The following is a 17,331-nucleotide window of genomic DNA, read 5'->3' as shown; positions in this document are numbered from 1 at the left end:
TGATGGTGTGTGATCGGAACCTGATATTGTACGCGAGTTGCGCAACGGGTGGTGCACCTTGGCGCGACTATCCCTTTTCGGCGTATGGGTTGTGACTCGTGCGCAGTTCGAGCCGCAACGGCGTACCCTTCAACCCGAACGCTTCGGTGAACCCATGCTCCAGGTAGCGGAGGTACGACTTCGGCAGGTGTTCGAGGGCATTGCCGTGGATCACGATGATCGGCGGATTGCTCCCGCCCTGGTGGGCATAGCGCGGTTTGGGGCGAAAGAGACCGTGGCGCGGCGGTGCCTGACGCTTCACCAGTTCTTGCAACACCCGCGTCAGTTGTGGCGTCGGCAGTTTTTTCATCGCTGCAGCGTATGCCTGGTCGACTGCGCGCATCAGCGCGTCGAGCCCTTTTCCAGTTTTCGCCGACAAAAAGACCACTGGCGCGAACGAGAGGAACGCGAGTTTGTGCGCAAGCTGCGTCTTGATCCGCTGCCGCTGGTAGGCGTCGGCAGCATCCCACTTGTTCACGGCGATCACCAGCGCCCGCCCAGTCTCCAAAATGAAACCGCCCAAATGGGCATCCTGCTCCCCCACCTCTTGCGTCGCATCCAGCGTCAGGATCGCGACGTTGGCGTTTTCTACCGCTTGCAACGCCTTGATCACCGAAAACTTCTCGATGGTGTCGGTCACCCGCCCCTTTTTGCGCACGCCCGCGGTGTCGACCAACGTGTAGGGGCGACCGTTGTGTTCGAACGGCACGTCGATCGCGTCGCGGGTGGTTCCCGGCATGTCGTACGCGATCAGGCGTTCTTCCCCGATCAGCGCATTGATGAGCGTCGATTTACCGACGTTCGGACGTCCGAGCACCGCAACGCGAATCCCTTCGCGTTCCGTCTCCTCAGTTTCCCTTTCGGCCAGCGGGTCTTTATTCGGCTTCGGCTTTGGGAAGGGTGCCAACACCTCGTGAATCATCTCACGCACGCCGTCACCGTGCGACGCCGAAATCGACAACGGTTCGCCAAACCCCAGCGCATAGAAATCGGCGCGCGCGATCGCGCGGTCCAACCCTTCGGTTTTGTTCACCAGCACGCGTACTGCTACCCCCAGCGCGCGCAGATAGTCCGCGATCGCTTCGTCGTGTGGCGTCAAGCCCGCGCGACCGTCGACGACGAAGAGCACGAGGTCGGCCTCGCGAATCGCAAGCTCCGCTTGCCGGACCATTTCGGCGGTCAGCCCCTCTTTCGCCGTTGGATCGAATCCCGCCGTATCGACGACCAGATAGGGGCGCCCCCCCACTTTGCCGCGGCCATAGCGACGGTCGCGCGTCAAACCGGGAACGTTCGCAACCAGTGCGTCACGCGACCGCGTCAATCGGTTGAAGAGGGTCGATTTGCCCACATTGGGACGACCGACCAAAACGAGTGTCGGCAGCCGCTCGCTCACCGTGCGCGCTCCACCACCGCTACCGTGCCGTCTTGATTCTGGACCACAACCGCACCATCGGCAAGGCGCTGCGGGGCCACGACGATCGCGCCACTGCCGATGCGGGTGCGAGCGCGGACCTGGCCGTCACTGAGATCGACGGCGTGGAGATACCCTTGCGCGTCCCCGACCAGCGCAACGTCGCCAAAGACCACCGGACGCGTCAGCTGTCGGTAGACGAGCGAATCGTTTTGCCAGCGCGGTTGTCCGTTGAACAGGTCGATCGCGACGATCCGGTCGACTTCGTCGACGGTGATCACGGAACGCAAATCGCGATCGATCCCGACTCGCGTCGCGATCGCACTCGTCACCACTTCCCGCCCGGTGTTCAGGTCGAAACAGGCGATACGGCTTTGGTAGGCTGCCGCGCAGAGTTCTTGGTTGTCCAGCACCACGGGCCCCACGATATCGGTCAACCGTTCGATTTCGGTCGTCCCTTTGGGTGGCGCGACCGTCAGCTCGAAGAAGGGCTGCCCCCGGTTGGGATCGAGCGCCGCGACGATTCCGCCGGGATAGCCGACGAAAATCGCGCCACCGGCGGCAACGAGCGGTGCACTCTGCCGCAACGAAAGCGGCGGCAGCGGCCGCTCGTACCGCCAGCGCGTTTTGCCATCGAACGCATCGAACGCCAGCAGCCGATGGTCCGCAGCACGAACGACCACCAACCCGTCGTGCACCAGCGGCGGCGTTACCGCTGGCAGCGCAGCGGCTTGACGCCACCGGATGGAGCCGTCACTGACGTTGATCGCGACCACGTCCCCCTGTTCGGTCACCACCGCTGCCAACCGACCATCGCTCCCCACCCCGGCCAGGATCGGCGCGCCTACCTCGGTTCGCCACTGCTCCTTGCCGTTGGCGTCGATCAAGACCACTTCCCCTTTACCTCCCGCGGCGACCACTCCGTCGGCAACAGGCGCCGGCGTGAGATAGCGGCGCTCGCCAGCGGAGAGCCGTTCGGTGTAACGCACCGGGAGGGAGAGCGCGTCACGAAGCTCCGGCAACGGTGCCGGCTTTGGGCCCGAAGCGGCAAACGGGTTGATCGCGTCGAGCGAGGCGCACCCCGAAATCCCAACCACCAGCGCAGCGCACACCAGCCAACGCCGTACAAGCGCGAAACGTTTCATTGGGTAGGCTCCTTGACGGGATCGGACGCGATCGCCGCTTGCTCGCGCTTTGCGCGCAACACCATCTGCCACGAGGGGTCGCCGCGCACCTCGGCAAGCGCTTTGTCATAATGGGAAACCGCCTGTTGCGCCTCACCTTGCGCGAGCGCGATATCGCCTTTGAGTGCCCACAATCGCGGCTGATAGGGTGCCGGCACCGCTTGCGGCAAGGCTTTCGCCGCCGCGTCGTATTCCCCTTGCGCCAGATGGAGTTCCGCCAACGTGAACGCCAGAAGCGGTTGCACCGCGTCGTCGTCGACCCCGAGCGTCCCCGCCTCACGCACCACGGGAATCGCCTCGGCGGCCGCATTCTTGGCTGCCGCCTGGTCCGCGATCGCAAGCGCCGCATAAGCCGCCTGCGCTTTCCCAACCCACGGAACAGCTTTGAGACGCTCCCACGCGGCGCGCGCTTCTGCCCAAGCCTGCTTTTCCAAGGCTTGATCGATCGCTTCGAACGCCTGCGCCGCCGCTTGGACCTGTTCGCTCCGCCACCACTGCCAACCGTTCCAACCGAGCGAAAAAACGAGCGCCGCGCTCACCGCGACGATGAGCAAACGGCCGTTTGCCCGCCACCATGCTTTGAGCGCGTCAAGCTGCTCCTGCTCTTCATGCGAGAGTACCAGCGCCATCGCTTTCCTCCGATCCCAATTGGATGTGCGCCACGACCTCCTCGAGCTGCGTCCACGGCACTTGCCGTTGTGCGCCTGGTCGCCGCAGCGGTTTCACCGTGGCCGTCTCACTGGCAAGCTCCGATTCGCCCAGGATCACCGCCACCTCGGCGCCGCTGGCGTCGGCACGCTTCATCTGGCTCTTGAAACTGCCTCCGCCAGCATGGACGATCACCGAAAAGCCGCTCGAGCGCAACGCTTCGGCGAGTCGAAACGCCGCGGGCGCGCTTCCTTCGCCCTGATGGACGAGATAGACGTCGAGTTCCGGTTGCGGCGGCTCCCCCCCACACGCCTCCCAGAGCGCCAGCACCCGCTCGACTCCGAGCGCAAACCCGGCTGCGGGAGCCGGTTTCCCCCCCAGCTGGGCGAAAAGCCCGTCGTAACGCCCTCCGGCACAGATCGTTCCCTGGGCGCCGAGTTTCGGCGTCACCCACTCGAATACGGTACGGTTATAGTAGTCGAGGCCACGAACCAGCCGCGGGTTGATCCGGTAGGGAATACCCGCCGCTTCGATCAGCGCCAACACCGCGTCGAAATGGGCGCGCGTCTCGGCCCCCAGATAGTCCAACAACCGCGGCGCCTCTTCGATGAGGGGCTGCATCGCGGGGTTTTTACTGTCCAGAATGCGCAGCGGGTTGCGAGAGAGCCGACGACGGGAATCCTCGTCCAATTCGTCCTGGTGCGCGGTGAAATAGGCGACCAGCGCTTCGCGGTGCGCCGCGCGCTCTTCCGGATCCCCTAGCGAGTTGATTTCGAGCCGAACGTCGGTGATTCCCAAATCGTCCCAAAGCCGCGCCCCCATCACGATCAATTCCGCATCGATCTCGGGGTCGGCAAAGCCCAACGCTTCGACGCCGATCTGGTGAAACTGCCGGTAGCGCCCTTTCTGCGGCCGTTCATGGCGAAACATCGGGCCCCAGTAGTACAGGCGCTGCGGCCCCTGGTGCAACAGATTGTGTTCGATCGCGGCGCGCACGCACCCCGCGGTTCCCTCCGGCCGTAACGTGAGGTGCTCGCCGTTGAGTGCATCCTCGAAGGCGTACATCTCTTTTTCGACGATATCGGTCACCTCGCCGATCGCCCGCTTGAAGAGTGCCGTCTGCTCGACGATCGGCGTGCGCAGCGGCCGATAGCCGTAGGCTGCCGCCCATGAGTGCACCAGCGCCTCGAATTCGTTCCAAAGCAACGATTCGGGCGGCAGGATGTCGTTCATGCCGCGAACACCGCGGATCCCTTTCTGGCTCATCTCATCCTTTCTTCACAAAACGGGTGGTCACGTAGTGCTCGATCAGCGCCAAAAATTCTTCGGCGATCCGGTCGCCGCGCAACGTGGCCACCTTCTCTCCGTCCATGAAAACGGGCGCTGCTGGGGCCTCACCGGTGCCGGGCAGCGAAATGCCGATATGGGCGTGCCGCGACTCTCCCGGACCATTGACGACGCACCCCATCACCGCAACGCTCAGTTGTTCCACCCCGTCGAACTGCTGTCGCCATTCGGGCATGCGCTCGCACAAAAACGCTTCGGTACGCTGCGCCAACTCTTGGAAAAAGGTCGACGTCGTGCGGCCGCACCCCGGACACGCCGTCACCGTCGGGGCAAACGCCCGCAGACCCAAGGACTGCACGATCTGTTGCGCAACCACCACCTCTTGCGTGCGCGGTTCCCCAGGCGCGGGGGTGAGCGAGACGCGAATCGTATCGCCGATCCCCTCTTGCAGCAATACCGCCAACGCCGCGGTACTCGCGACGATCCCTTTGTTGCCCATTCCCGCTTCGGTCAAACCAAGATGGAGCGGATAACGGCAGCGTGCAGCCAACGCACGATAGACCGCGATCAAGTCTTGCACACTCGAGACCTTCGCCGACAAAACGATCCGGTCCGGCGCCAACCCCAGGCGCTCCGCTTCCGCCGCAGACTCCAATGCCGAGGTGACGAGCGCTTCCCGCATCACCGCGTCTGCAGGCCAGGGTTCGCTACGGCGGGCGTTTTCGTCCATCAGCCGCGCCAAGACCGACTGGTCGAGACTGCCCCAATTGACCCCGATCCGCAGAGGTTTGTCGAAACGGCACGCCAGTTCGACGATCGCAGCGAATTGCGCGTCGCGTTTCGCTCCAAACCCGACATTACCGGGATTGACTCGCCATTTCGCCAACGCCTCGGCACAGGCTGGCGTGTCACGCAACAGACGGTGGCCGTTGTAGTGAAAGTCGCCGACCAGCGGAACGTCGACACCCCATGCCAGCAGACGATCGACGATTTCCGGGACGGCTTTCGCTGCGGCTGCGCTGTTCACCGTAACGCGAACGATTTCAGAACCCGCATGCGCCAACGCCGCGACTTGCCGGGCCGTCGCGGCCACGTCGGCGGTGTCGGTATTGGTCATCGACTGGATCACCACCGGCGCACTCGAACCGATCGTCACCCGGCCAACTCGGACCTGATGGGTGGGGCGGCGCGCTGCCGGTCCAAACGGCATCGGCGCAACGAACGGCTCCGGTCTGAGCATCGCGTCGCTCATGGTTGTGCCGGGACTTGCAAGCGAACCACCCCGCGGCTGGGGGGTTCGACGGTGGTGCCATTCCATTCGATCACCAGCGCCTGGGCGTTCCCCAGGTGAAGCGCATACGGTGCGCCGTCGGTTGGAAAGGTGCGGCTATCGCCTTGCCGGAGGATGCCGTCATAGACTTTCGTTCCATCCTTGGCGGTGATCCGCATCCAAGAGTCCCCTTTTTCCGCACGGATTGCTAACCCCGAAGCCTGCTGCGGCGACGGGGTTGGCTTCGGCTGAGCCGCTTCCTCAGGCGCTACATTGGCTGCGCTTGCCGCCCCCTGGTTGCTCGCTGCACGCGGCGTCTCCACTGCCGTCGCGGTTTGCTGAGCCGGCACCGGATTGGCTTGGCCATGCGCCGCAGTTGGTTCGTTCATTTTGGCGCTGTCTGCGGAACCCCCGGTTGCCGTTTCGCGTGCGCGCGCATTGGCATTGGCCGTGTCAGGCTTGCTGGCTGCCTCGGCTCCGTCTGCGTCGGATCGCGATGCGACGCCGGACGAGACCGCTTTTTCGGTGCCGGAGTCGGGCGGGGTCTCGGCCGTGGGCGCATGCGTGCCGCCCGGTGTCGTGGTAGGCGGCAGGACCACGACTGCCGAGTTGGTCTCGCCGTTGGGTGTAACGAGCGGCGTGCGTAACGATACGCCGTCGGTCATCGACAAATCCGATTCCCAAACCCCGAACCACTGCAGATATCCGACGAGCAGCAGACCAACCACGACGACACCGCCTGCGAAGCGCACGACCGGATGACGCCAAAAAGGGCGACGCACGACGATTTCGCCCTCAGCGTTGCTGGGCGGCGTCAGGCGAACGGTCGATTCGGCGAAACAGGCTTGCGCCACCTCCAACCAGGGCTGCGGATCGCGATTCCCCCAGCGCGCGATCCCTTTGAGCACGCCGCGCACGAAAATCGCGTTGGGGAGTTCGCGCCACTGACCCGCTTCCAGCGCGGCCAATTGCCGGACAGCGATCTTCAGCTCGGCGGCAAGCGCTTCACGCGACCAACCAGAAGCCTCCCGGAGCTGACGAATCGCTTCGCCAACCGCCTCTGGTGAAGCGCCGCGTTCTTCTGTCACCATGACTCCCACTCTCCTCGCTCCAATTTGCGCGTCTCCAAGCGGTTGGGCGCCTCTTGGCGCAACCGTTCGGCCCAGCGCGTTTCGTTCAGACGATCGCCTTTGGCGTGCGCAAGATTGGCCGCGAGCCACCAGACCATCGGGTCGTCGGGCGCGCGCTGGACGAGCCGTTCCAAATGGCGATCCGCAATAGCCCACTGCCGGTTACGCGCCGCCCATTGCAATGCGCGGACTTGGACGAGGAAATCGTCGGGCTGCAGCGCGAGCGCCATGTCGATCTCGTTCTGAACCGAAGATTCATCGCCGGCACGCCAAGCACACCACGCATGGTTCGCGAGCGAACGCGCGCGCCGCGGATAGTAGGGATTCATCGCCGCCTGGCGCAGCAACGCCAACCCCTCCTCGAAACGGCCTGCGGAACAACGGAGCGAGCCGAGCGCATGCAGAATGTCCGGATCGTTGGGCGCGAGTCGCTGCGCTTCTTCTAGGCTCTTTTCTGCGGTTGCACGATCCCCCAACGCCAGATGGGCCAACCCCCACGCATAAGGCACCAGCGGGTCAGAGGCGTCGAGCGCGCGCGCTTTTGCGATTTCGTCGAGTGCGACATCGACTCGCCCCAGTTCGAGATAAGCAAGCGCGAGATCGATGCGGGCTTTGCGCTCCTTATCCTGAGGGCGCTCTGCCGTTTGGTCCAAGAGGGGGGCGGGATAAGCCCCCTCTGCGATTCCCGCGCGCGGTGGCGTCGCAACGGAAGCGCACCCCGCAAGCGCGAACGCTGCTGCGACCCCACAAACGACCTGTCTCCACTTCATTCACCCCTCCGCGGCAACCAGGCGCAGCGAACGACGGGTCCGATCTTGGACTTGTCCCGCCAATTGGCCGCACGCCGCTGCGACGTCGTCACCGCGGGTGCGACGGATCGTCGTCAGGCGCCCTGCAGCCATCAGCCGCTCGGCAAACGCACGGACACGCTCAGGCGCCGGGCGTCGGAACGGACTTCCCGGGAAGGGGTTGAACGGGATCAAGTTGAATTTGCACGAAAGGCCGCGGGTCAGCTCGACCAACTCCTGCGCATCGCGCGGGTTGTCGTTCACCCCGTCGAGCAACACATATTCGAACATGATGAAATCGCGGGGCGACGCGGTGAGATACCGTTCGCACGCCGCGATCAGTTCTTTGAGCGGATACTTTTTGTTGATCGGAACCAATTCGTCGCGCAAACGGTCGTTGGGCGCGTGCAGCGAAACGGCCAATGCCACGGGACATTCAACGCGCAACCGATCCATCGCCGGCACCAACCCTGAGGTCGATACCGTCACCCGGCGCCGTGACAGTCCATAGCCGAAATCGTCGAGCATCACTTTGAGCGCGCGCACCACCGCATCGTAATTGGCAAGCGGCTCCCCCATCCCCATCATCACGACGTTGGTCACCACGCGCCCGTTGTCGGTCCAATCGCCGTCGTCGAGCCGAGCGTGCTCGTACGCTGGCCCCAACACATGGTTGGCCAGCCACAATTGCCCTAGGATTTCGCCGGTCGTCAAATTGCGGTTGAAACCCTGCTTGCCGGTGGCGCAGAACGCGCACTCGAGCGCGCAGCCTGCTTGGGTCGAGATGCAGAGCGTTCCCCGGCTGCGTTCCGGGATGAAGACGGTCTCCACCGCATTGCCCTGACCGACGTCCAAGAGCCATTTCCGCGTCCCGTCGCTCGAGACGCGGTCCGAAATCACCCGAGGCGGCGTGATCGACGCGGTTTCCGCCAGCTGCGCCCGCAAGGTTTTCGCGACATCGGTCATCGCGGCAAACTCTGCAACGCCCATGCGGTGAATCCAGCGATAGACCTGGCGCGCGCGAAAGGGCTTCTCTCCTTGCGCGACGAACCAGGCTTCGAGCTCCTCACGCGTCAGCTCCAAGAGATTGGTCGGCACCGCGTCAGCCACGGCAGCTTCGGTCTCTTTCATTCGGCGGTCAGCGCGAATAGATCGCCATTTCCGGGAAGAAGAAAGCGATTTCGGTACGTGCCGTATCGGGACCGTCGGAACCATGGACGGCATTCGCATCGATCGATTCGGCGAAATCGGCACGAATCGTCCCTGGCGCAGCCTTCTTCGGATCCGTTGCCCCCATCAATTCGCGGTTCTTCGCGATCGCGTTTTCCCCTTCCAGCACCTGGACCATCACCGGCCCGGAGGTCATGAAGCGAACCAGGTCATTGAAGAAAGGGCGTTCTTTGTGAACGGCGTAGAAGGCCGCCGCTTCTTTCTCCGAAAGCCACACCATTTTCGCCGCAACGATTTTCAACCCGGCGTCTTCGAAACGCTGGTAGATTTTGCCAATCACATTCTTCGCGACGGCGTCGGGTTTGATGATCGAGAGCGTGCGTTCGATTGCCATGCTTCCTTCTCCACAAAAAAGTGCGATTATAACGTACCCGTACGCCAGGAGGTAAAAGAGAACCCGCTGTCTCCCTGCCCGCCGCTCGGGCGCTTTTCGCAGCAACGCCAAAAGGAGAATCAGTGTTTTTTCGCAACCTTCTTGACGCGCTTCTCTTGATGCAAACGCTCTGCCGCACCCCTCTTATCGAGTTGCGCTAGGGCCAGCTCCGGTGCAAAGGTACAGTCGTTGGCAATGGGGCGCTCGTTCTTGAGATTCAAAAGCACACTCTTCCACGGCAAATCGATCCACAAAAGTCCAGCCGTTTCATCGGAAAAGCGTGGCAGCCCCGACTTCGAGATCTCCCGCCGCAGCTCATGCACCCGCCCTTGATAGTGAACTTTGACGGTCCCGTTGGTTTCGGTGCCACGCTCGATCCCCACCAAAGGTTCCCCGTAAGCGCAGCGATAGACCCCTGTGGGTAAGCGCAAATCGAGTTGCGTAATCTCGCTCGACTCGTTCTGAGCCGCCCCGTAAGCCCACTGCGCCGCGATGAGCCAGATGGCGCACCCAATCCCCACTTTTCGAACCATTGAAACCACTCCTGCTCCGTTGCACCCAATTTTTTATAATACACCCATTCCCAGCCGGCACAACCGATCGACACCCTTTTGATTTCCGGAAAGAAAATCGCTATTTTTTGCGCCCGCATCGACAACTGGGGCGACATCGGCGTCACCTGGCGTTTGGCCAGATATTGCGCACACACAGGACACGAGGTCGTCTGGTGGGTTGACGACTGGCAGGCGGCACAATCTTTCGTAGCGCGAACCTCCTGTCCGCCCACGCTCACCGTGCGCCGTTGGCACCGTTCGGCGCCAACGGCAGAAGATCGCGACCAGGTGTCCCAAGTCGACGCGGTGATCGAAGCGTTTGCGTGCGGTTTCAGCGACCCGTGGCTAGCGGCATTCGCAGCACGCCGCCCGCACCCCCCACGATGGATCGTCCTCGACCATCTGGTTACCGAGCCCTGGGCTGGCAGCGTCCACGGGCTCAGCAGTCCCCACCCGAGACTGCCGCTCGACGCCCAATGGTGCATTCCCGGATTCGAACCGAGATGCGGAGGGCTTTTGCGCGAACCCGATCTCCTATCCCGTTTTGCCGAATGGTCCGACACAGAGGCAGCCGTATTTTTCACGCGCCTCACCCCGCTGTCTGCCCTGAGCTATCGTCGCGTCTCGCTCTTTTGTTACGCCGATGCGCCGCTCTCGGGGCTACTTGCTGCACTTGCTGCGGACCCAACACCGACGCTCCTCTTCGTTCCACCTGGTGCGCCACGGCAGGCGCTTGCCGCCGCCGGAATCGCGCTCGACGAATCACCGCAAGCCTGGCCGGGTACCCCACACGTCTGGCAACCCATCCCCTTCCTGGCCCCAGACGACTACGATCGACTCCTCACGCTGTGCCATCTCAACTGGGTACGCGGAGAAGATTCGTTCGTACGCGCGCAATGGGCCGCACGTCCGTTCGTCTGGAGTCCCTACCGGCGTGCCGACGGCGCACACGTACAATTCGCCGAAGCATTTCGCACCCGCTTTGGCGGCCACTGGCCACTGACCGATACCGAAACGCGGATTACCGACGCGCACGACTGGCGTCTTGCGCTCACCGAATGGGAGGCTTGGGCGAACCATGCGGCCGCATGGCGCGAAACGCTGCTGCAGTTACCAGAGCTTGGACAAACCGTACTTGGAATGATTTCACCGACCGTGCGATAATAGCGTTTTGTTTTTGCTTGGAAAGAGGCGAAATCCCTATGATGAAGCAAGCGCAAGAACTGCGTCACGGTAACGTCGTCCTGATCAAGGACGAACCCTACATCGTGCTCAAAGGCGAATACAACAAATCGGGGCGCAACGCTGCGGTGATGAAGCTCAAGCTCAAAAACCTCTTCACCGGCAACGTCTCCGAAACCGTCTATAAGGCGGACGAGAAGTTCGAAACGGTGATTCTCGAGCGTAAAGAATGCACCTATAGCTACTTTGCCGACCCGATGTACGTCTTCATGGACGAAGAGTTCAACCAATACGAGGTGGAAAAAGAGAACATGGAGAACGTCTTGCCGTTCCTCGAGGACGGCATGACCGCCGAGCTGGTCTTCTTCCAAGGTAAGCCCATCGGCGTCGAACTCCCCGCCTCGGTCGTTCGGGAAGTGGAATACACCGAACCGGCGGTGCGCGGCGACACGTCAGGAAAAGTGATGAAACCGGCGCGTATCAAACCGACCGGCTTCGAAATCCAAGTGCCGGCGTTCGTCGAGATCGGCGACAAGATCGAAATCGACACCAACACGTTCGAATACAAACGCCGGGTTTCGTAATCGGTTTCGCCGCTGGCCGTGCTCGGCCAGCGGTGGCACGGCACTCAAAACCCAACAAAAAACCCACCGAGAATCCGGTGGGTTTTTTGTTACGTCGATTTCGATTGGTCGGGGAAAGAGGATTCGAACCTCCGACCCCTGCGTCCCGAACGCAGTGCTCTACCAGGCTGAGCTATTCCCCGATCGTCAAAACGTTCGCTCAACGGCGAAGTCCGCTAATTGTAGCAAACTTTCCCGGCAAGGGGAAGAGGGAAGCGCTGTCAACGCCTTCTTGGCCGTTTCGGCATGGCAACGTGCTGCGTCGTAACTGGCCGCGATCGCCCCGCACGCCTCTACCGCAGCCACCACCGCATCGAGTCGCTCACGCGCCCCTGTCTCGATCACCTCGCGAACGAGTCTTTTTTGCGCATCATTCCCCTGTTCGAGCACGTAGAGCAATGGGTAAGTGGGCTTCCCTTCGGCCAAATCGTCGCCCAGGTGTTTCCCCAATTGCGCTTCGTCCGCAGTGTAATCGAGCACATCGTCCGCGATCTGGAATGCGATCCCCAAATGGCGGCCATAGGTCGCCAAAGCCGATTCCACCGCAGGCGGGGCATCGGCCACCACCGCCCCGAGCTGCGCCGACGCTTCGAACAGTTTTGCCGTCTTGTAGTCGATCACCCGGAAGTAATCGTCCCAGGTCACCTCGGGGTTCCCGCAGTTCATCAACTGCAGCACCTCCCCTTCGGCGATCGCATTCGTGGTCTTCGCCAAAATCTCCATCACCCGCATCCGCCCAACGGAAACCATCAGCTCGAACGAACGGGAGTAGAGAAAATCCCCCACCAATACCGACGCAGCATTACCGAACACCGCGTTTGCGGTCCGCCGACCGCGGCGCAAATCGGACTCATCGACGACGTCGTCGTGCAAAAGCGTTGCCGAATGGATGAACTCGATCACCGCGGCCAACGTGACCCGATCCTGCCCTTCATAGCCGCACGCCCCCGCCGCCAAGAGATGGACCGCTGGCCGCAACCGTTTGCCACCCGCGGCGATCAGATAATCGGCGATCGTGCGCACCAACGCCACATCGGAGTGGAGTTGCTCGCGGATCGTTTCGTCGAGCGCACGAAACGCCTCGCGCACCGGGGTCAAGAACGGCAGAGCAGCAGCCATCTTTTCTCCTTACCCTACTTCGGGAAGCACTTTTCCTGGGTTGAACAGACCGTCGGGATCGAGCGCCGCTTTGATCCGTCGCATCAAAGCCAATTCGGCATCCGACTTGTACCGCGCCATCTCCTTGACCTTGAGCAGACCGATGCCATGTTCGGCAGAAAATGAACCGCCACGGCGCACCACCTCATCGTGAATCCAGCGCGTCACCTCCGCTGCGGCGGCCGCACGGTCCGCACGATCCAACCCAGACGGCAAAAAGCAATTGTAATGGAGATTGCCGTCGCCAAAATGGCCAAAGCAGGCGATGCGCACACCGGGAAAACGGGCAGGTAAATGGGCTTCACCAGCGCGAATGAACGGCACGATCTGCGCAAGCGGCAACGCGATGTCGTGCTTGATGCTCACCCCTTCACGCTGCTGCGCTTCCGAAGCCGACTCGCGCAACTGCCAGAAGCGCACCCGCTGCTGTTCGCTCAGTGCGACCGCCGCGTCACGCACCCACCCGTTCGCAAACGTTTCGCCCCAGAACGATTCGGTCAGCGCATCGAGCCCCGAAGCGGGTGCCGTATCGCTCAATTCCACGAGCGCCGCCCACTCCGGCACGCCTTCTGCTTGCCACGGAGCACGCGCGTCGGGAATATGGCGCAGCACCAATTCGAACACCGTCCGCCCCATCAATTCGAACGCGGTCAACTTGTCCCCAAAGGTCTCGTGCAACGCGACGAAGAGTGCCGCAGCTGCGTCGAGATCGGTAAGCGCCACCCAAACCGTTTGCTGCCACCGCGGCCGCGGGAAGAGTCGCACCGCGGCCGCAGTGATGATCCCGAGCGTTCCTTCTGCGCCGATCAACAGATCCCGCCAATCGTAGCCCGTATTGTCCTTGCGCAGCCCCGAGAGGTTCGCCACCACCGAACCATCCGCCAACACGGCCTCGACGCCCAATACTTGCGCGCGCATCGTCCCATACCGCACCACGTGGACGCCGCCCGCGTTGGTGCTCAATACGCCCCCCAACGTCGCACTCCCTTCGGAAGCCAACGAGAGCGCGAAAAGGCGATTCGCCTCGGCGGCCGCTGCTTGCAGTGCGGCAACGGTCACGCCGGCTTCTGCGACCAGAAAACCGCCCAACGGGTCGAGCGAACGGATGCGGTCGAGACGCTGAAGATTGAGGAGTAGCCGCGGCCGCTCCCCACCCAAAGGAGTTGCGCCGCCACACAAACCGGTGTTACCCCCTTGTGGCGTGATCGTTACCTGATGCGCACGACACCAGGCGACCACAGCAGCCACTTCAGCAGTCGTGCGCGGAAAAACGACCGCGATCGCGTCACCCTGATAGCGGCCGCGCCAATCGGTCAGAAGCGCAGACTGTTCGTCCGGCGCCACCACACGACCCTCAGGCAGTTCTGCCAGCAGCGCGGCGACGAGCTCCTTTTTCTGTTCAGAAACCATCGAGCACCGCCTCGATTTGCGCCCGGACTCGGCGGGTAGCCGCGACTCCCTCTTCGATCGCCTCTTTGCCGCGATGGAAGTCGAGAATCGAAAATTCGGTCAATCGCGGCTGAATGAGGACGTCGGGGGGGTCACCCGCCAAGCGCGCCCGCGCAATCCGCGTCTGCATGATATTGATCGACGTTGCCAAGACGGCACCCAGCGTGGGGATCTCGTCGGCGGCTTCGCGCGCGTCGACCCAATCGAAGAGTGACGAGGCGCCAACCCAAGAGAGAAAACGCTCCTTCATCTGCTCGGTCCAACCACTGCGCTCGGGTTCGACCGGCTTTTCCCGAAAGGGTGGCGCTTTGCGCATGTGGCGCGTCGCTCTCCCCGCTCCGAGCTCGACCGCGATCACCACGTCCGCGCCAAGCGCGCGACAGAGCGAGACTGGCACCGGGTTCACCAATCCGCCATCGACCAACCAATGACCCCCCAAGCGTTGCGGCTGAAACATTCCCGGCAACGCGATCGACGCGCGCAACGCCGGCGCGAGCAGCCCTTCGCGCAACCAGACCTCACGCCCGCTACTCAATTCGGTCGCAACGCAGGCAAACGGCAGTTGGAGCGCCTCGAAACGGTCGGCGAAAAAGTGTTCCGCACAATACTCGACCACCTTGTCGCCCTGCAACGCACCGCCGCGCAACGACACATCCATCAGCGCGACGACATCGGTCCAACCCAGGCGCGCCACCCATTCCGCCATCGCTTCTTCGTTTCCGGAAGCGAGCGCAGCGCCGACCAGCGCACCCACCGACGTTCCGCAGACGATATCGATCGACACACCCAACGCGCGCAATTCGCGGATGACCCCAAAATGGGCCCATCCCCGTGCGGAACCCGATCCCAACGCCAAACCGACTTTCATCGCTAACCCCCTCTCTTGTGACGGCAAAAGAAAAGAGCCGGTGGCACAGGCTACCGGCTCTTTCACGATCGCCCAAGCGACGCATCGGCGCTTATTGCGCGGCGGTTGCCTCGCCGCTTTCGGTTGCCGTTTGACGATCGACCAGTTCGATGATCGCCATCGGCGCGTTGTCGCCATCCCGATAGCCGAACTTCAGCACGCGCGTATATCCGCCCGGGCGGTTCAGGGACCGCTGTCCCAAATCGTCGAAGAGCTTGACCACTGCGGCGCGGTCACGAAGCCGCGCAAAAGCAAGACGACGATTCGCCACCGTGGGTTTCTTCGCGAGGGTGATGAGTGGCTCGACATAGCGACGCAACTCTTTCGCTTTCGGCAACGTCGTAACGATCTGCTCTTCGCGGATCAACGCGCTGGCGAGGTTACGCAACAGCGCCTGACGGTGGCTCGAGGTTCGGTTGAGTTTACGGTAACCCTTTTTGTGTCGCATGATCACACTTCCTTCTGTTTGTCGGCATCCGCACGCACAAGCCCAGCAGGCGGCCAATTGTCCAGCTTCATCCCCAAGGAGAGCCCGTGCGCCGCAAGTACCGATTTGATTTCGTTGAGCGACTTCCGACCCAAATTGGGGGTCTTGAGCAGCTCTTGCTCCGTCTTCTGGATCAAGTCACCCACATAGTAGATGTTTTCGGCTTTGAGGCAATTGGCAGAACGCACGGTCAGTTCGAGCTCGTCGATCGGACGGAGCAAAATCGGATCGATCGTCGCTTCCGCTTCCGCTGCTGCCGCTTCTTCTTGTCCCTCGAGGTTGGCAAAAACCTGGAATTGCTCGATCAATACCTTCGCGGCTTGACGCACCAACTCGACCCCATCGACCGCACCGTTGGTTTCGACCTCCAGCACCAGGCGATCCAGGTCGGTGCGCTGCTCGACACGGGCACTTTCCACCGCGTACGCGACACGGCGCACCGGCGAAAAGGAAGCATCCATCGCAATACCGCCGATCACCTTACTGTCACGGCTGCTTGACGGTACGTACCCACGGCCCGCCTCGACGACCACTTCCATTTCCAGGCGCCCCCCTTCTTCGACGTGGGCGATCACATGCTCTTCATTGATCACCTCGACGCCATGGGGCAACGCAAAGTCGCCTGCTTTCACCACTGCGGGGCCAACCACTTCCAAACGGACGATCGCTTCGTCCCGGTCGTGAAGGCAAAAAACCACCCCTTTGAGGTTGAGCAACAGATCGACGACGTCCTCACGCACACCTTCGAGCGCGCTGTACTCATGGAGGACACCCGTGATGCGCACCTCGGTCGGCGCAAAACCGCGCAGAGAAGAGAGCAGAACACGGCGCAGCGCATTTCCCAGCGTATGGCCAAAACCGCGCTCGAACGGTTCCAACGTGATGCGTGTCGTCACCGGCGACAGCATCTCGATCTGAACCGAACGCGGGGTCAAATAAGATTCAAACGGCATTGCGCTGTCCTCTCGTCAGGTTAACGCGAATAGAGCTCGACCACCACCTGCTCGTTGAGCGTCGGCGAAAGTTCCGAACGCATCGGATAGGCCTTGAAGACCCCTTTGCCTTCCTCGACGTTGACCTCGACCCACTCAGGGAAACCGCGCTCTTGCGCGCTTTTGAGCGCCGCTTGCACGCGCAGCTGCTTGCGGGCACGCTCGGTGAGTTCGATCACGTCACCGGGGCGTACGAGATAGGAGGGGATATTCACGCGTTTGCCGTTGACCAATACCCCATTGTGACGCACCAGTTGCCGCGCTTCGGCGCGAGAGGCACCGAACCCCATGCGGTAGGCGACCGAATCAAGGCGACCTTCGAGCAGTTGCAACAGGTTTTCACCGGTTTGCCCTTTGCGCCGTTCGGCTTCTGCATAAATCCGCCGGAATTGGTTTTCCAGTACGCCATAGATCCGACGGATTTTTTGCTTCGCGCGCAACTGCTGACCGTAACCCGAGAGACGACGCCCCGAGTTCTGCCCGTGTTGACCAGGCGCATAGGAACGGCGCTCGAACGCACATTTGTCGGTGAAACACTTCTCCCCTTTCAGGAAGAGTTTTTCACCTTCACGCCGACACTGACGGCATTTTGGATCACGATTACGTGCCACTGATCATT

The 17,331-nt window shown here is 62.2% G+C and carries 18 protein-coding genes and 1 tRNA gene; 2 read left to right on the top strand and 17 right to left on the bottom strand.

The features are described from left to right. Positions 1 to 67: 67 nt before the first annotated feature. From der to ACYQ4Z_RS01165, 10 genes are all read right to left on the bottom strand, one after another. Positions 68 to 1,432: a ribosome biogenesis GTPase Der gene (gene der, locus ACYQ4Z_RS01210; RefSeq protein WP_232000004.1), complete on the bottom strand. Its 1,365-nt coding sequence runs from the start codon at positions 1,430 to 1,432 to the stop codon at positions 68 to 70. After that, the gene (gene bamB / locus ACYQ4Z_RS01205) at positions 1,429 to 2,595 is read right to left on the bottom strand and encodes an outer membrane protein assembly factor BamB (protein WP_459859786.1); all 1,167 of its coding nucleotides are present in this window, start codon (positions 2,593 to 2,595) and stop codon (positions 1,429 to 1,431) included. Before bamB ends, der begins: the two co-directional genes overlap by 4 nt. Then, complete coding sequence (locus ACYQ4Z_RS01200) at positions 2,592 to 3,263, bottom strand: YfgM family protein (RefSeq protein ID WP_219972271.1); 672 nt, start codon at positions 3,261 to 3,263, stop codon at positions 2,592 to 2,594. Before ACYQ4Z_RS01200 ends, bamB begins: the two co-directional genes overlap by 4 nt. Beyond that, positions 3,241 to 4,548: a histidine--tRNA ligase gene (hisS, locus tag ACYQ4Z_RS01195; RefSeq protein WP_119334514.1), complete on the bottom strand. Its 1,308-nt coding sequence runs from the start codon at positions 4,546 to 4,548 to the stop codon at positions 3,241 to 3,243. The genes ACYQ4Z_RS01200 and hisS overlap by 23 nt, the downstream gene beginning before the upstream one ends. Before the next feature lies 1 nt (position 4,549). Continuing rightward, the gene (gene ispG, locus ACYQ4Z_RS01190) at positions 4,550 to 5,809 is read right to left on the bottom strand and encodes a flavodoxin-dependent (E)-4-hydroxy-3-methylbut-2-enyl-diphosphate synthase (RefSeq protein WP_459860454.1); all 1,260 of its coding nucleotides are present in this window, start codon (positions 5,807 to 5,809) and stop codon (positions 4,550 to 4,552) included. Between the two features lie 8 nt (positions 5,810 to 5,817). After that, positions 5,818 to 6,930 carry a helix-turn-helix domain-containing protein gene (locus ACYQ4Z_RS01185; protein ID WP_459859785.1) on the bottom strand — a complete coding sequence of 371 codons (1,113 nt, stop codon included), beginning with the start codon at positions 6,928 to 6,930 and terminating at the stop codon, positions 5,818 to 5,820. Beyond that, positions 6,924 to 7,739 (bottom strand): tetratricopeptide repeat protein, encoded by an 816-nt coding sequence (locus tag ACYQ4Z_RS01180; RefSeq protein ID WP_459859783.1) that lies wholly within the window; start codon positions 7,737 to 7,739, stop codon positions 6,924 to 6,926. Before ACYQ4Z_RS01180 ends, ACYQ4Z_RS01185 begins: the two co-directional genes overlap by 7 nt. Continuing rightward, positions 7,740 to 8,888, bottom strand: a complete 1,149-nt coding sequence (rlmN, locus tag ACYQ4Z_RS01175) for a dual-specificity RNA methyltransferase RlmN (RefSeq protein ID WP_119334510.1) — start codon at positions 8,886 to 8,888, stop codon at positions 7,740 to 7,742. It lies immediately after the preceding gene. A 7-nt stretch (positions 8,889 to 8,895) separates the two neighbouring features. Then, positions 8,896 to 9,321 (bottom strand): nucleoside-diphosphate kinase, encoded by a 426-nt coding sequence (gene ndk / locus ACYQ4Z_RS01170; protein ID WP_119334509.1) that lies wholly within the window; start codon positions 9,319 to 9,321, stop codon positions 8,896 to 8,898. A gap of 119 nt (positions 9,322 to 9,440) precedes the next feature. Then, positions 9,441 to 9,893 (bottom strand): hypothetical protein, encoded by a 453-nt coding sequence (locus ACYQ4Z_RS01165; protein WP_219972277.1) that lies wholly within the window; start codon positions 9,891 to 9,893, stop codon positions 9,441 to 9,443. 78 nt (positions 9,894 to 9,971) lie between these two features. Here ACYQ4Z_RS01165 and earP point away from each other — a divergent pair, with 78 nt between their 5' ends. Both earP and efp read left to right on the top strand, forming a co-directional pair. Further along, positions 9,972 to 11,078, top strand: coding sequence for an elongation factor P maturation arginine rhamnosyltransferase EarP (earP, locus tag ACYQ4Z_RS01160; protein WP_219972279.1), 1,107 nt, complete (start codon positions 9,972 to 9,974; stop codon positions 11,076 to 11,078). A gap of 41 nt (positions 11,079 to 11,119) precedes the next feature. Continuing rightward, positions 11,120 to 11,680, top strand: a complete 561-nt coding sequence (gene efp, locus ACYQ4Z_RS01155; protein WP_119336031.1) for an elongation factor P — start codon at positions 11,120 to 11,122, stop codon at positions 11,678 to 11,680. 105 nt (positions 11,681 to 11,785) lie between these two features. Here the strand turns inward: efp and ACYQ4Z_RS01150 are convergent. From ACYQ4Z_RS01150 to rpsD, 7 genes are all read right to left on the bottom strand, one after another. Continuing rightward, a tRNA-Pro gene (locus ACYQ4Z_RS01150) sits at positions 11,786 to 11,862 on the bottom strand. A 4-nt stretch (positions 11,863 to 11,866) separates the two neighbouring features. Further along, positions 11,867 to 12,838 carry a polyprenyl synthetase family protein gene (locus ACYQ4Z_RS01145; RefSeq protein ID WP_119334506.1) on the bottom strand — a complete coding sequence of 324 codons (972 nt, stop codon included), beginning with the start codon at positions 12,836 to 12,838 and terminating at the stop codon, positions 11,867 to 11,869. Positions 12,839 to 12,847: 9 nt separating this feature from the next. After that, on the bottom strand, positions 12,848 to 14,287 hold the full coding sequence (locus ACYQ4Z_RS01140; RefSeq protein ID WP_459859779.1) for an FAD-binding oxidoreductase: 1,440 nt from the start codon (positions 14,285 to 14,287) through the stop codon (positions 12,848 to 12,850). After that, on the bottom strand, positions 14,277 to 15,194 hold the full coding sequence (gene rssA / locus ACYQ4Z_RS01135) for a patatin-like phospholipase RssA (RefSeq protein ID WP_119334504.1): 918 nt from the start codon (positions 15,192 to 15,194) through the stop codon (positions 14,277 to 14,279). Before rssA ends, ACYQ4Z_RS01140 begins: the two co-directional genes overlap by 11 nt. 91 nt (positions 15,195 to 15,285) lie before the next feature. Further along, the gene (gene rplQ, locus ACYQ4Z_RS01130; protein ID WP_119334503.1) at positions 15,286 to 15,681 is read right to left on the bottom strand and encodes a 50S ribosomal protein L17; all 396 of its coding nucleotides are present in this window, start codon (positions 15,679 to 15,681) and stop codon (positions 15,286 to 15,288) included. 2 nt (positions 15,682 to 15,683) lie between these two features. Further along, positions 15,684 to 16,673, bottom strand: a complete 990-nt coding sequence (locus ACYQ4Z_RS01125; RefSeq protein WP_119334502.1) for a DNA-directed RNA polymerase subunit alpha — start codon at positions 16,671 to 16,673, stop codon at positions 15,684 to 15,686. 20 nt (positions 16,674 to 16,693) lie between these two features. After that, positions 16,694 to 17,323 (bottom strand): 30S ribosomal protein S4, encoded by a 630-nt coding sequence (rpsD, locus tag ACYQ4Z_RS01120; RefSeq protein WP_119334501.1) that lies wholly within the window; start codon positions 17,321 to 17,323, stop codon positions 16,694 to 16,696. Positions 17,324 to 17,331: the final 8 nt, after the last annotated feature.

The sequence above is a fragment of the Hydrogenophilus hirschii genome, assembly GCF_054656675.1.
Note: the sequence above shows the minus strand (reverse complement) of the source record. Positions and strands in the feature narration are given on the sequence as shown.

Excerpts from the sequence above, each read along its gene's own strand:
- bamB (WP_459859786.1), bottom strand. The coding sequence starts at position 2,595 with ATGAAACGTTTCGCGCTTGTACGGCGTTGGCTGGTGTGCGCTGCGCTG.
- ACYQ4Z_RS01200 (WP_219972271.1), bottom strand. The coding sequence starts at position 3,263 with ATGGCGCTGGTACTCTCGCATGAAGAGCAGGAGCAGCTTGACGCGCTC.
- hisS (WP_119334514.1), bottom strand. The coding sequence starts at position 4,548 with ATGAGCCAGAAAGGGATCCGCGGTGTTCGCGGCATGAACGACATCCTG.
- ispG (WP_459860454.1), bottom strand. The coding sequence starts at position 5,809 with ATGCTCAGACCGGAGCCGTTCGTTGCGCCGATGCCGTTTGGACCGGCA.
- ACYQ4Z_RS01185 (WP_459859785.1), bottom strand. The coding sequence starts at position 6,930 with ATGGTGACAGAAGAACGCGGCGCTTCACCAGAGGCGGTTGGCGAAGCG.
- ACYQ4Z_RS01180 (WP_459859783.1), bottom strand. The coding sequence starts at position 7,739 with ATGAAGTGGAGACAGGTCGTTTGTGGGGTCGCAGCAGCGTTCGCGCTT.
- rlmN (WP_119334510.1), bottom strand. The coding sequence starts at position 8,888 with ATGAAAGAGACCGAAGCTGCCGTGGCTGACGCGGTGCCGACCAATCTC.
- ndk (WP_119334509.1), bottom strand. The coding sequence starts at position 9,321 with ATGGCAATCGAACGCACGCTCTCGATCATCAAACCCGACGCCGTCGCG.
- ACYQ4Z_RS01165 (WP_219972277.1), bottom strand. The coding sequence starts at position 9,893 with ATGGTTCGAAAAGTGGGGATTGGGTGCGCCATCTGGCTCATCGCGGCG.
- efp (WP_119336031.1), top strand. The coding sequence starts at position 11,120 with ATGAAGCAAGCGCAAGAACTGCGTCACGGTAACGTCGTCCTGATCAAG.
- ACYQ4Z_RS01145 (WP_119334506.1), bottom strand. The coding sequence starts at position 12,838 with ATGGCTGCTGCTCTGCCGTTCTTGACCCCGGTGCGCGAGGCGTTTCGT.
- ACYQ4Z_RS01140 (WP_459859779.1), bottom strand. The coding sequence starts at position 14,287 with ATGGTTTCTGAACAGAAAAAGGAGCTCGTCGCCGCGCTGCTGGCAGAA.
- rssA (WP_119334504.1), bottom strand. The coding sequence starts at position 15,194 with ATGAAAGTCGGTTTGGCGTTGGGATCGGGTTCCGCACGGGGATGGGCC.
- rplQ (WP_119334503.1), bottom strand. The coding sequence starts at position 15,681 with ATGCGACACAAAAAGGGTTACCGTAAACTCAACCGAACCTCGAGCCAC.
- ACYQ4Z_RS01125 (WP_119334502.1), bottom strand. The coding sequence starts at position 16,673 with ATGCCGTTTGAATCTTATTTGACCCCGCGTTCGGTTCAGATCGAGATG.